The 12,806-nt window shown below is 72.8% G+C and carries 8 protein-coding genes and 2 pseudogenes; 3 read left to right on the top strand and 7 right to left on the bottom strand.

The window, feature by feature from the left end; genetic code table 11:
* A partial coding sequence (locus PV350_RS38020) for an ABC transporter substrate-binding protein (RefSeq protein ID WP_500338018.1) occupies nucleotides 1–1,863 on the top strand: 1,863 nt, incomplete at its 5' end.
* 238 nt (nucleotides 1,864–2,101) lie between these two features.
* Entirely contained in the window at nucleotides 2,102–4,066 is a 1,965-nt protein-coding gene (locus PV350_RS38015; protein ID WP_500338016.1) for a SpoIIE family protein phosphatase, read from the top strand.
* 126 nt (nucleotides 4,067–4,192) lie between these two features.
* Here PV350_RS38015 and PV350_RS38010 read toward each other — a convergent pair whose 3' ends face one another.
* Nucleotides 4,193–6,754 carry a SpoIIE family protein phosphatase gene (locus PV350_RS38010; RefSeq protein WP_500338015.1) on the bottom strand — a complete coding sequence of 854 codons (2,562 nt, stop codon included), beginning with the start codon at nucleotides 6,752–6,754 and terminating at the stop codon, nucleotides 4,193–4,195.
* A gap of 299 nt (nucleotides 6,755–7,053) precedes the next feature.
* Here PV350_RS38010 and PV350_RS38005 point away from each other — a divergent pair, with 299 nt between their 5' ends.
* On the top strand, nucleotides 7,054–7,956 hold the full coding sequence (locus tag PV350_RS38005; RefSeq protein ID WP_499511160.1) for a helix-turn-helix transcriptional regulator: 903 nt from the start codon (nucleotides 7,054–7,056) through the stop codon (nucleotides 7,954–7,956).
* Between the two features lie 42 nt (nucleotides 7,957–7,998).
* On the opposite strand, the gene cobC is transcribed toward PV350_RS38005, so the two are convergent.
* From cobC to PV350_RS37975, 6 genes and pseudogenes are all read right to left on the bottom strand, one after another.
* Nucleotides 7,999–9,057, bottom strand: a complete 1,059-nt coding sequence (gene cobC, locus PV350_RS38000; protein WP_500338020.1) for an Rv2231c family histidinol phosphate aminotransferase CobC — start codon at nucleotides 9,055–9,057, stop codon at nucleotides 7,999–8,001.
* A 75-nt stretch (nucleotides 9,058–9,132) separates the two neighbouring features.
* Nucleotides 9,133–9,366 (bottom strand): annotated as a pseudogene (locus tag PV350_RS37995) (CbiX/SirB N-terminal domain-containing protein); the annotation flags it as partial.
* Between the two features lie 155 nt (nucleotides 9,367–9,521).
* A pseudogene (locus PV350_RS37990) lies at nucleotides 9,522–9,905 on the bottom strand (cobalamin biosynthesis protein); the annotation flags it as partial.
* The gene (locus tag PV350_RS37985; protein WP_500338013.1) at nucleotides 9,905–11,293 is read right to left on the bottom strand and encodes a cobyrinic acid a,c-diamide synthase CobB; all 1,389 of its coding nucleotides are present in this window, start codon (nucleotides 11,291–11,293) and stop codon (nucleotides 9,905–9,907) included. The pseudogene PV350_RS37990 and the gene PV350_RS37985, both read right to left, overlap by 1 nt.
* Nucleotides 11,287–11,883, bottom strand: coding sequence for a cob(I)yrinic acid a,c-diamide adenosyltransferase (gene cobO, locus PV350_RS37980; RefSeq protein WP_499511157.1), 597 nt, complete (start codon nucleotides 11,881–11,883; stop codon nucleotides 11,287–11,289). Before cobO ends, PV350_RS37985 begins: the two co-directional genes overlap by 7 nt.
* Nucleotides 11,883–12,806: VWA domain-containing protein (locus PV350_RS37975; RefSeq protein WP_500338012.1), on the bottom strand; the 924-nt coding region annotated here is incomplete at its 5' end. The genes PV350_RS37975 and cobO, both read right to left, overlap by 1 nt.

Below are 12,806 nucleotides of genomic sequence, written 5' to 3'. Positions count from 1 at the left end.
CCCGCGTACAACCCGCCCTCGTACGGGCCGCCGTCCTACCCCACCCGGCCCGCCTGGGACACCCCGGTCCCGGTGCCCCGGCGCCGCCGCTGGGGCGTGGTGTCCGCGGTCACCGCTGCGGTCGTGGCCGTCCTGGTCACCGTGACGGTCGTCGTCGACCCCTTCGGCGACGACCCGAAGAAGCGGTCCACCCCGACCGCCCAGGACCTGATCGCCGCCCGCAGGCCCACCGGCGGCTACAACGGCGCCCTCACCGGCGCCGTCAACCCGTCCACCGCCAAGGGCGGCACCCTCAGGCTCATCTCGGCCTACACCCCCGACTCCCTCGACCCGGCCCGCACCTACTCGCCGATCGTGTGGAACCTCGGCCGCCTCTACCTGCGCAAACTCGTCGACTTCGCCCCGCAGCCCGGCGCCGCGGGCACCCGGCTCGCCCCCGACCTCGCCACCAGCACCGGCACGGTCTCCGACGGCGGCCGCACCTACACGTACACCCTCAAGGAGGGCGTCACCTTCGAGGACGGCTCGCCGATCACCTCACGGGACGTCAAGTACGGCATCGAGCGCACCTTCGCCAGGGACCTCTACCCCGGCGGCCCCACCCACCTGCGCGACCTGCTCGACCAGGGGCAGGACTACCCCGGCCCCTACAAGGACACCGACCCCGACGGGCTCGGCCTGAAGAGCGTCGGGACCCCCGACGACCGCACGATCGTCTTCCACCTCGACGCGCCCTTCGCCGACTTCCCCCACGTCCTCGCGCTGCCCATGTCCTCGCCCGTCCCGAAGGCTAAGGACACCAAGGAGAGCTACCAGGACCAGCCGGTCGCCAGCGGCCCCTACCGCATCGCCTCCTACGACGCAGCCAAGGGACTGCGCCTGGTGCGCAACGACAAGTGGGACCCGGCGACCGACGCGATACGCACCGCCCTGCCCGACGAGGTGGAGCTCACCATCGCCGCGGACGCGGCCGCCGTGGACACCGCCCTGATGAACGGCACCGCCGACCTCGACCTCGCCCAGACCGGCGTCCAGGGGGCCACCCGGACCCGCATCCTCGCCGACGACGCGCTCAAGTCCCGCGCGGACCTCGTGCAGACCGGCGCCGTCCGCTACTTCTCCCTGCAGACCGCCGTCGCGCCCCTGGACGACTACCGCTGCCGCTGGGCCGTCCAGTACGCCACCGACCGCAGCCTCCTGCGTGACGCCCTGGGCGGCCAGGACGCGGGCGACGTCGCCGGCGGCATGCTCCCGCCGACCATCGGCGGCCACGACCGGCACCTGGACACCTACGGCACCGTGACCGGCGGCTCCTACCCCGAACAGGCCCGCCGCTTCCTCGGCGAATGCGGCCACGCCAAGGGGTTCAGCACGGTCGTCGCGGTCTCCGCCACCGACCAGGCCGCCCGCAAGGCCGCGCAGTCGCTCGCCGGCCAGCTCGCCGAGGTGGGCATCACGGCGACCGTGCAGACCCCCGAAGCCGCCGACTTCTACGCCGCCCTCACCGACCAGCAGCAGATCAAGGACAAAGGCTGGGGCATCGTCATGACCACCTGGCAGTCCGACTGGCCCTCCCCGGCCGGATTCCTGCGCCCGCTGCTGCTGCCGGACAGCCCCAGCAACTACGCGGGGCTGGACGACCGGGAGATCAACTCCCTGATGGACGAGGCCGACTCCGAGACCAACCGCAACGCCGCCGACAACCTCTGGCGCACCGTCGACTCCACCGCCCAGGACCGCGGCACGCTCCTGCCCTTCCTCTACGACCGCCGCCTCAACTACCGGTCCGACCGCCTGACCAACGCCTACGTCCACCCGGCCCTGGGCGGCCTCGACATCCAGGCCCTCGGGGTCAGGGGCTGACCGGGCGGCGCGACTGCGTTCTGTGGCGATCCGGTCGCACAGCGCCGATGTTGTTGCGGAATGCACGCAGTGGGCCGCCGAGGGCATGGGCGGCGAGGCCGAGTCGGGGGCGGGCGAGCGTGCGGCGGTGCGGAAACCCTTCAGGGAGGCATCGTGGACAAAAGTCGTGAACAAAAGTGCGGAATACAATGGATAGTGATCATTCGGGCGATCGCTCGGTGATCGCCAGGGAGCGCAGATGGACAGCTCGGACGATCTCCTTCGATGGGCTACTCCGTCGGCTCTCCTGGCAGTGGACGGCACTGTTCGCTCACTCAACGCCCCGATGGCCGCCACGCTGGGCAGGCCGGCCGAGCAGTGCGTGGGACATGACTTCTGCGGTCTGCTGCCTGAGACCCAGCGGGCCTCGGCGGAGAACCTGCTGACCCACGGGGCCACGACGAAGACGGTCGCGATGCGTGTGCTGGAGTTCTCCGCGCCGGGGAGAGCATCCGTGGTCAGCCTCATCGAAGCCCGGCCGGTGACCGATCCCGCAGGTCGCGAGCGGCTGGTGTGGGTGCACTCGGTGGACGCGCGCAACGACCCGGGCGGCCTGCTGATCCCCTTCCGGCTGGCGGCCGCGGCCGCGGATCTCGGCCTGTGGATGTACTCGCCCCAGGAGAACCAGCTCGAGTGGCTGGGCGGCGCGCCCGCTCTGGCCTTGCTGTTCCCGCAAGCCACGGCGTCCTTGTCCAGGGTGGTCCGGAGCGTTCACCCGGACGACCGGGAGGCCCTGAGACGGCTCGTACGCTCGACCGCCACACAGTCCCCCTGGATCAACCTGCAGTTCCGATCCGTGAGCGACGGGTGGCACCACCTGGCCTGCCAGATCCGGCGGATTCAGCTGGGTTACGGCGGCCCCGAACAGATATTCGGAGTGATCCGGGACGACACCAAGCTGGAGGCGGGCCGGCAGAGAGCGCTGGCCACGCTGTTCGCCGAGCGTCAGCGTGTCGATGAGATCGCCGGGTTCTCCGCCGCCCTGATCACCGCCGCCACGGAGCAGGAGCTGCAGCAGGTCGTCCTGGCACGGGTCGCCGCGACCTTCGGTGGCACGGGCGCCGTGCTCACGCTCCTCGACCAGGAGACAGGGCTTCTCCACGCCTCTTCCGACGCCCGGGTCGACCCACAGCAGATGAACGCCATGGAGGGCATATCCCTCGATGAGCCCCAGCCGCTGACCTGTGCGATCCGAACCGGCATGCCGCATTTCATCCCCAACCACGAAGAGCTCATCCGCGACTGGCCGCAGACAGCCGGCATCCCGTGGCTCGGCTCCTTCATCGGGATATCGATCGCCCCCCTCAGTCCGGTCGGCGACCAGCCGCTCGGGGCCTGGGCGGTGACCTACGACAGGGAGCACCACTCGCCGCCGGACGAGCGCGCCCTCATGAGCACCCTTGCCGACCTGGCGGGCCAGGCACTCAGGCGCATCCGGTTGCAGCAGGCCCGGGTCGAGCTGGCCGCGGCGCTCCAACAGAGCATGCTGCCCACGCTGCCCGATGACCTCCCGGGCCTGGAGGTCGCCGCCCGGTACCAGCCGAGCCGGGACGGGCTCGACATCGGCGGGGACTGGTACGACGCCTTCGTGACGCCCGATGGTGCCGTGGCCCTGGAGATCGGTGACAGCCAAGGTCATGACGTGGATGCCGCCGCCTTCATGGGGCAGGTACGCACTTCCATCCGTGCGATCGCCGCACACGAACCGGATCCCGCGACGGTGCTGAAGCGCACCAACGAACTGCTGGTCACGATGAACGCGGCACGATTCGCCAGTTGCACCATGCTGTCCATCGGTCCACGGGAAGGACAGGTCACCGGCGCCAGCGCCGGCCATGTGCCGTTGCTGTGCGTACGTGACGACGGCAGCAGTGACGTCCGCGAACTGCCGGGCGGTCCGGTGCTGGGAGTCCTGTCGGGAACCGACTACCGCGAGGAGACCTTCACGCTGGACGAGGGCACCGCGCTGGTCATGGTCACCGACGGGGTGGTCGAAGGACCGGGCCTGACGCTGGACGCCGGTCTGGAGCGGGCCGGAGCACTGGCCGCCCACGCCCTCCACGACGGACTGGACGCCGATGCGATCGCCGACCGGATCCTCGACGCCGCGGTCGCGGTGGACCATCTCGACGATGTTGCCGTACTGGTCGTCAGGCGCGTGTGACGGCGCCCTTCCGGTTCGCGCCGCGGGACACCCCGTTGCCGTCGGCGGAACGACGGCAACGGGGAAAGGTGCCTTCCGCCGACCGCCCTCCCGTGGTGCGGACGACACGTCGTACGCACCACCGCGTCATGCCCCTGCCGGATGTGGCTGGACGGCCGGCGGCCGGTGAACCGGGTACGCCACGCAGCCCTGGTGATCGCCGGCCGCCTGCGACGGGCGCTGGTTCTCGGCGTGCGAGGGCGCGCAGGGCAGGTCCTGATCGACCCAGACGAGCTTGCCGCCGGTCGCCGACCGGAAGCCCCACCTGTGGCACAGCTGCGCGATCATGAACAGGCCCCGGCCGTTCTCGTCGACGCCGCGAGCGTGACGCAGGCGCGGGTAGCAGCTGCCGCTGTCGAAGACCTCGCAGGTCAGGACTTGGTGCTGGATCAGCCTGAGACGCAGGGGGCCGGCGCCGTGGCGGATGGCGTTGGTGACCAGCTCACTGACGATGAGTTCCGTGTTGGGCACGAGATGATCCAGCCCCCATTCCCTGAGCTGCCGGGCGGCCGTGTGCCGGGCGGTGCGGACGACGGTCGGATCGGCGGGGAAGTCCCAGGAGGCGATCTGGGCGGCACCGAGGGTGCGGGTCCGGACGAGGAGCAAGGTGACGTCGTCCGACGGTGCCTGGGTCGGCAGGGTCTCGATCACCGAGGAGCACAGGTCGTCCAAGGACCGACCGGACCGTGTGAGGGCGGATCCCAGGCGACGCATGCCCACTTCGATGTCGTCGTCACGGGACTCGACCAGGCCGTCGGTGTAGAACGCGAGCAGACTCCCTTCGGGGAGCTCCACTTCCATGGCGCCGAAGGGAACCAGGCCGAGGCCGAGACCGAGCGGGGCTCCGGTGGGCAGGTCGGGGAAGGTGACCTGGCCCTGTGGGTCGATGATCGCGGGCGGCAGGTGCCCGGCGCGTGCCATGGTGCATTTGCGGGTGACCGGGTCGTAGACGGCGTACAGACAGGTGGCGCCGACCACCGCGGGGGGCTGGTCGCAGGCGTCGGCGTCCTCCTCGGTCAATCGCCGGACGGTGTCGTCGAGGTGGGCCAGCAGTTCGTCGGGGGGCAGCTCCATGTCGGCGAGGGTGTGGACGGCGGTGCGGAGCCTGCCCATGGTCGCGGCGGCGTTGATGCCGTGCCCGATCACGTCGCCGACGACGAGGGCCACCCGGGCGCCGGACAGCGGGATCACATCGAACCAGTCGCCCCCGACGCCGGCATCCATGTCGGCCGGCAGGTAGCGCGAGGCCGCCTCCACCGCGACGCCGCCCCTCAAGCGGTGGGGGAGCAGGTTGCGTTGGAGCGCCAGGGCCGCGCTGCGTTCGCGGGCGTACTGGCGGGCATTGTCCAGTGACAGCGCGGCCCGGCCGACCAGTTCCTCGGCCAGGAGCAGGTCGTCCTCCTGGAACGGAACCGGGTTCTCCGTGCGTGCGAAGACAACCATGCCCAGCATGGAGCGCCGTGCCCGGATGGGCACGACCATGAGGGAGTGCACGCCGTTCTCACGGACCTTCTCCGCCCGGCACGGATCACGGTCGATCCATGTCCCGGGAGAGGTGTCCAGCACGGGTTCGAGGTGAGACCGTCCTGTGCGCAGGACCCTGGCGAACGGCGAGGTCGGTGACACCGGCACGGGCTCGCCGCGCGCCCACCACGACTCCGGGACCCCCGGGTGGATCGAGGCCAGGCCGACGCGGTGGCAAGCGCGGGGGAGACCGTTCGTGGTGTCGGTCCGGGCGGAGGGCTCTTCGCCGAACGGAACCGAATCCGCGAGGTCGACGATCGCGTAGTCGGCCAACAGCGGAACGGCGACGTCGGCCAGTTCCTGCCCGGTCTGCATGACGTCCAGGGTGTTGCCGATACGCGTGCTGGCCTCGTTGAGAACGGCACGGCGCTCGCAGACCCCCTGACTTCCGGTGACGTCCACGATCACCGAGCACACTCCCAGCGGCCGGCCCTTCGCGTCCTGGAGGCAGAAGAAGGACGCCGAGAACGCGTGCTCGCGGCGCGGATCGCCGGCCGGCCACGCCCGGTACTCGTGGACCATGGTGGTGCCGCTCTCCAGTACCTGCCGCATGACCGCTTCGAGTCCTTCGGGCTCGAAGCCGGGCATCGAATCGGTGAGTCGACGTCCGAACCGGCGGTCACCTGGAATGCCGTCGTGACGCTCCATGACGTCGTTCACCCAGGTGCACAGGAGTTGCGGGCTGTGAACGACGATGCCGACCGGGGCGCGAATGAGGAGTGCCTGCCGCACCGATCCGTTGATCCTCCCCGAGGAGAGCGCGTCTATGTCGGTCAGCGACACCAGCCACCGCAGGGTGGTGCCCTGCCCCCGGAGCAGGGAGATGCGCAGGCTCAGGTTGAGTGAGTGGCCGTCGCGGTGGTGGACCGTCGCGGTGCCGGACCAGCCACCCCGAGCACGGCAGTGCTCGGCGAACGCCGATTCCCCGAGCACCTCCTCGAAAGACGGCAGAACGAATGCGGCGGACCGGCCCAGCACGTCCTCTGCGCGGTAGCCGACAAGTCGCTGAGCGGATTGCGTCCACCCGACCACCGTCCCCTGCCGGTCGACCATCGCTATTGCGGCATCTGATATCTCCAGGGGCTTCGGGGGCTCAATGACTTCGGCCTGTTCGGTGGTCGTCATCGCGGTTCATCCCTTCAGGCGTGCGGCGCGGGGAAAAGCCGATCTTCGTGCAATTCCAGCGAACCAGCCGGAGGGGTGCCTGAGGGCGGTCAAGCAGGCTCTCCTCGGCCGTGGCCTGCTGGTCCGGGTACTGGCAGGCCCCCTGTCCCATTGCCGAGCGATCACCGAGGCGGGCGCCTTTTCGGGAAACGCCCTCGCCGGCGGCTATTGTTCGAAACAATGCATTGAAGTGAGCGGGAATTGGCGTGGTGGAATCCGTGACTTTGCCGGGGTGGCGCGCAGAGCGTTAGCCTTGGCATATGGCCAAAGCAGCGTCCGGTTCGGGTGACAACAAGGAACTGAGCGATTTTCTGCGTTCGCGGCGCGCCCGGGTGGCTCCCGAGCAGGCCGGGGTCACGCCGGGGGCGAGTCGCCGTGTCCCGGGACTTCGTCGCGAGGAGGTCGCGTTCTCGGCCGGATTGAGCGTGGACTATTACATCCGTCTGGAACGCGGACGGGTGGCCAACGCCTCGGAGGCGGTGCTGGAGGCCGTGGCCCGGGCTCTGCGGCTGGACGACGCCGAGCGTGCGCACCTGTTCAACCTGGCCAGGCCGCAGTCCGTGGTCAGGGCCAGCCAGCCGGAGGTTCCGCGGCGAGTGCGGCCGGGCGCGTACGCCCTGCTCGAGGTTCTCGCGGACAGCCCCGCCATGATCCTGGACGGCCGTATGGACGTCCTCGCCGTCAACCGGATGGCCCGGGCGCTATTCGTCGATTTCGAAGCCATGCCGGTCCGTGAACGTAATTTGGCGCGTTATGTATTTCTCGATCCCGCGGCACGTGAACTGTTCGTCGACTGGGATATGGCCGCCCGCATGGTGGTGACGGGGTTGCACCTGTACGCGGGTCAGAATCCGGACGACACGCGTCTGACCGAGCTGATCGGCCACTTGTCGGCCGCGGACGCCGACTTCAGCCGGTGGTGGGCGGCGCATGACGTGGAGGTGTTCTCCCACGGCACCAGGCGCTGTCGGCATCCCTTGCTCGGGGAATTCGTCCTCGACTACGAGACCCTCGTGTTCCCCGGTGACCCGGACCAGTGGTTGTACGTGTGCACGGCCCCACCCGGCTCACCGTCCGCGGAGGCGTTGCGTTCCCTGGCCCGCCGGATCGGTGAATCGGACACCCATCCGGAGCGGAGGTCACCCCAGGCTCCTGCGCCCTGACGGCGGTCGGTTTCGAGGGGCACGCGTCCGTCTGCCAGGGCGTCAGCCGTCAAGCGCCTTCGACAGGGCGGCCGCGAAGCGGTCGCTCGTGGCGGGGTCGCGGACGGCGAGGCGGAGCCAGTCGGGGGACAGGCCGGGGAAGGTGTCGGCGCGGCGGACGGCGAAGCCGAGGTCGCGCAGGCGCTCGCGGACGGCGGCCGCCCCGGGGAGGCGCAGCAGGACGAAGGGGCCGTGCGCCGGTCCGGCGACCTCGACGTCGTCGAACTCGGCGAGCCGGCGCAGCAGGTGGGCGCGGTCGTCGGCGATCCCGCGGGCCGCCTCTTCGGCCTCCGCGAGGGCCGCGGGGGCGCTGCACGCCTCGGCGGCGGTGAGGCCGGGCGCGGAGACCGCCCACAGGGGCTGGGCGCGGCGCAGCGCCGCCACGCGCTCGCGGTCGCCGAGGACGTAGCCGACCCGCAGGCCCGCGAGGCCCCAGGTCTTGGTGAGGCTGCGCAGCACCACCAGGCCGGGCAGGTCGCGGCGGACGGCGAGGCTCTCGGGCTCACCGGGCACCGCGTCCATGAACGCCTCGTCCACGACGAGGGTGCGGCCCGGCCGGGCCAGGCGGGCGAGGTCCGCCACGGGGTGCAGCACGGAGGTGGGGTTGGTCGGGTTGCCGACGACGACCAGGTCGGCGGCGTCCGGCACCGCCCGCGGGTCGAGGCGGAAGCCGTCCTCCGCGCGCAGCACGACGCGGTGCACGGGGTGCCCGGCATCCCTCAGCGCCGCCTCCGGCTCCGTGAACTGCGGGTGCACGACCACCGCGTGGCGGGCCCGGGTGGTGCGGGCCAGCAGGACGAACGCCTCCGCGGCACCCGCCGTGAGCAGCACTTCCTCCACGGGTCGGCCGTGGCGGGCGGCGACCGCCCGGTGCGCGGCGCGGTCGTCGGGGTAGCCGGCCAGCCCTTCGAGGGTGGCGGCGAGGCGTTCCTTGAGCCACCGGGGCGGTGTTCCGGCGCGCACGTTCACGGCCAGGTCCGTCAGGTCCCCGCCGCCGTCGCGGACCTCGGCGTCGCCGTGGTGCCGCAGGTCGTGGTCGCCCTCGCCGGGCTCCTGCCGCACGGCCCCGGCGTCGCCGGGCGGCGCGTGCCGTACGTCGGCCTCGGGACGCGCCTCGGCCCAGCCCTCCGCCTGCTGCCGGACCCGCTCCTCCAGGGCCGCGTCCGCCGGGAAGCAGGTCAGCACGACGATCCGCCGGGCTCCGAGCCGTGCACAGCGTTCCAGGCCCGCGGGCACGTCCGGCGCCGCCGTCGTGAGGAAGGCGGTCTCCACGCCCGCGTAGCCCCGGCCCTCCCACAGCAGCCGTGCGGTACGGGCCACTTCGGCGTTGCCGGCGGCCTCGGGGGAGCCGGCACCGACCAGCAGCACCATGGTCGCCGCCAGATCCAGCGGCGTACGGCGGCCGCCGCCCAGCGCGGCGTCGACGCGCCGCTCCAGCACGTCCTCGGGCGGGGGGTTGCTCACGGTGCCTTCTCCTCCGTCGTGCCGTGCGTGCCGTGCCTGCCGTCCGTGCCGTGATCGGGCGTACGGTGCCGCGCCACGGCCGCGGTCGCCCTCGCCGTACCGCTCCCGGGGGCGGACTTCCTCTTCGGCACCAGCAGTTCGCCGCCGGGCGCCGCGGCGAGCGCGGCCGCCTCCGCGACGGAGGGCGTGCCGACCGCGGCCAGCGGGGCGCCCGAGGGGCTCGGCACGCCGACCGCGGCCAGCGTACGCGCGTCGTACGTCACCAGGGGGACGCCCAGCCGCGCCGCCGCCGCGACGAGACCCGGCTCGCCGGCCTTGCCGTCCACGGTCGCCAGCGCCGTGACGGACGCCTCCGGCACCCCGGCCTCGGCGAGCACGGACCGTACGAGCGCGAGCACTTCGGCCGCCGCCACCCCGCGGCCCGCCCCGACGCCGACGACCACGCTCACGCGGCCGCGCCCGGGCCGCCCGCGCAGGAGGCGACGAACCGCCGTGCCAGGGACGACTCGGCGGCCCAGTGGACGTGCAGGTACGACGCGTGGACGCCGCCGTGCACGAAGCCCTCCACGCGCCGCTCCGGCCGGATCAGTCCCCAGGCGGGGGTGGCCCCGGCGGCGGGCTCCACGACGGTGCGGTGGAACTCGTGGCCGCGCACCCGCGTCCCGGCGGCCGCCAGCGCGTTGTCGGCGATCGCGACCGCCTCGCGGTAGCCCAGGGTGAGCCGGTCAGACATGCGGGCCGTGGAGTCCAGCACCCCGCACATGGGACGTCCGTCCAGTTCCCGCCCGAGGTAGAGCAGGCCCGCGCACTCCGCCGTCACGGGCCCGGCGAAGGCGGCGACGGCCTTGCGCAGCGGCTCGTTGGCGGACAGTTCGTGGGCGTACATCTCGGGGAAGCCGCCGCCTATGACCAGCCCCGCGGCGCCGGGCGGCAGGTGCTCGTCGCGCAGCGGGTCGAAGGTGACGACCTCCGCCCCCGCCGCGGCCAGCAGTTCGAGGTGCTCGGCGTACGAGAAGGTGAACGCCGCCCCGCCCGCCACCGCGACCACCGGCCGTGCGCCCGCCACCGCGACCACCGGCCGTGCGCCCGGCGCCGCCGGACCGGCCGCCGCCTCCTGCGGGTCCCAGGGCTCGTCCGTGAGCGGGGGAGCACTGCGCGCCAGCGCCAGCAGCGCGTCCATGTCGCAGCCCTCCCGCACCCGGGCGGCCAGGGCCCGCACGGCGTCGACGGCGTCCGCGCGCCGCTCCGCGACCGGGACCAGACCCAGGTGCCGGGAGGGCGTGCCGACCGCCGTGTCGCGCCGCAGCGCGCCCAGCACGGGCACGCCGGCGCCGTCGAGGGCGTCGCGCAGCAGCTCCTCGTGCCGGTCGGAGCCGACCTTGTTGAGGATGACGCCGGCGACCCGCACCTCCGGGTCCCACGAGGCGAAGCCGTGCACCAGCGCCGCCACCGAACGGGACTGCGACGAGGCGTCCACCACCAGCACCACCGGTGCCCGCAGCAGCTTCGCCACATGAGCGGTGGAGGCCAGCTCGCCCATCCCGGAGGCGCCGTCGAAGAGCCCCATCACGCCCTCCACGACGGCCAGGTCGGCCCCCCGCGCGCCGTGCAGGAACAGCGGTGCGATCCGCTCCGGGCCGCACATGTAGGCGTCGAGGTTGCGGCCCGGGCGGCCGGTGGCCAGCGCGTGGTAGCCGGGGTCGATGTAGTCGGGGCCCACCTTGTGCGGGGAGACCGCGAGCCCGGCCTCCGCGAAGGCGGCCATCAGACCCGTGGCGACGGTGGTCTTGCCGCTCCCCGAGGCCGGGGCCGCGACGACGATCCTGGCTACCACTCGATGCCCTTCTGGCCCTTCTGGCCGGCGTCCATCGGGTGCTTCACCTTGCCCATCTCGGTGACCAGGTCCGCGAAGTCCAGCAGCGGCTGCGGCGCGTTGCGCCCGGTGATGACGACGTGCTGGGTGCCGGGCCGGTCACGGAGCACGGAGACCACCTCGTCGGTGTCGATCCACCCCCAGTGCAGCGGGTAGGCGAACTCGTCCAGCACGTACAGCCGGTAGGTCTCGGCGGCCAGGTCGCGCTTGACCTGCTCCCAGCCCTCGCGCGCGGCGTCCTCGGACTCCGAGATGTCCCGCTGGACCCAGGACCAGCCCTCGCCCATCTTGTGCCAGGCGACGGTGCCGCCCTCGCCGGAGGCGCCGAGCACGCGCAGCGCCCGCTCCTCGCCGACCTTCCACTTCGCGGACTTGACGAACTGGAACACCCCGACCGGCCAGCCCTGGTTCCAGGCCCGCAGCGCCAGGCCGAAGGCGGCGGTCGACTTCCCCTTGCCGGTGCCGGTGTGCACCATCACCAGCGGCCGGTTGCGGCGCTGGCGCGTGGTCAGACCGTCCTGCGGCACCACACTCGGCTGTCCCTGCGGCATTACGCGGCCCTCCGTGCATCCCGTACCAGTGCCGCGACGCTGTCTGCGCGCAGCTCGTCCAACGTCACGGCGGTGCCGTGCAGTTCGCGGGCCAGCTCGCCCGCGAGCCCCAGGCGCACCGGCCCGGACTCGCAGTCGACGACCACCGACGCGGTGCCCTCGGCCGCCAGCAGCCGTGCGGCCCGCGCGGCCGTGCGCACCGGCTCGGGCCCGCCGGTCGCCCGGCCGTCGGTGACCACGACCAGCAGCGGGCGGCGCGAGGGGTCCCGCAGCCGCTCCACGCGCAGCACGTCCTGCGCCTTCAGCAGCCCGGCGGCCAGCGGGGTGCGGCCGCCGGTGGGCAGCTTCTCCAGGCGTGCCGCGCCCGCGTCGACCGACGAGGTCGGCGGCAGCGCCAGCTCCGCCGTCGCCCCGCGGAAGGTGACCAGGCCGACCTTGTCGCGCCGCTGGTAGGCGTCGAGCAGCAGCGACAGCACCGCGCCCTTGACCGCGCTCATGCGCTTCCGGGCGGCCATCGAGCCCGAGGCGTCGACGACGAAGAGCACCAGGTTGCCCTCGCGGCCCTCCCGCACCGCCTCGCGCAGGTCGTCCCGGCGGATCACCAGGCCCGGGCCGCCCCGCCCGCGCGCCCGCTGGTGCGGGGCGGCGGCGAGCACGGTGGCGGCCAGATGGAGCTTGGACAGGGTGCCGTGGGGCCGCCTGGCGCCGGTCGTCCTGCCGTGCGCGGTACGGGCCCGTGAGCGGCGGCCCGCGGCGCCCTCGCCGAGGCCGGGAACGGTCAGGGTGCGGGCCTTGAACGGCTCGGCCGCGGGCACCGCGGCCCGTTCCCCGGCGCCGCCCTGCGGCGCCTGCGCGGGCTCGGGCCCGGGCCCGGGCTGGGGACCGGAGTCCGCCGGCTCCCGGGGCGGGGCGATGTCGGGGGT

Origin of the sequence: Streptomyces sp. PA03-6a, from assembly GCF_033792765.1 — a bacterium.
Classification (GTDB): Bacteria; Actinomycetota; Actinomycetes; order Streptomycetales; family Streptomycetaceae; genus Actinacidiphila.
This window is presented reverse-complemented; position numbering and strand designations above follow the sequence as displayed.

What these genes read in the sequence shown, in the direction of transcription:
- PV350_RS38015 (WP_500338016.1), top strand. Translation starts at nt 2,102, where the DNA reads ATGGACAGCTCGGACGATCTCCTTCGATGGGCTACTCCGTCGGCTCTC.
- PV350_RS38010 (WP_500338015.1), bottom strand. Translation starts at nt 6,754, where the DNA reads ATGACGACCACCGAACAGGCCGAAGTCATTGAGCCCCCGAAGCCCCTG.
- PV350_RS38005 (WP_499511160.1), top strand. Translation starts at nt 7,054, where the DNA reads ATGGCCAAAGCAGCGTCCGGTTCGGGTGACAACAAGGAACTGAGCGAT.
- cobO (WP_499511157.1), bottom strand. Translation starts at nt 11,883, where the DNA reads ATGCCGCAGGGACAGCCGAGTGTGGTGCCGCAGGACGGTCTGACCACG.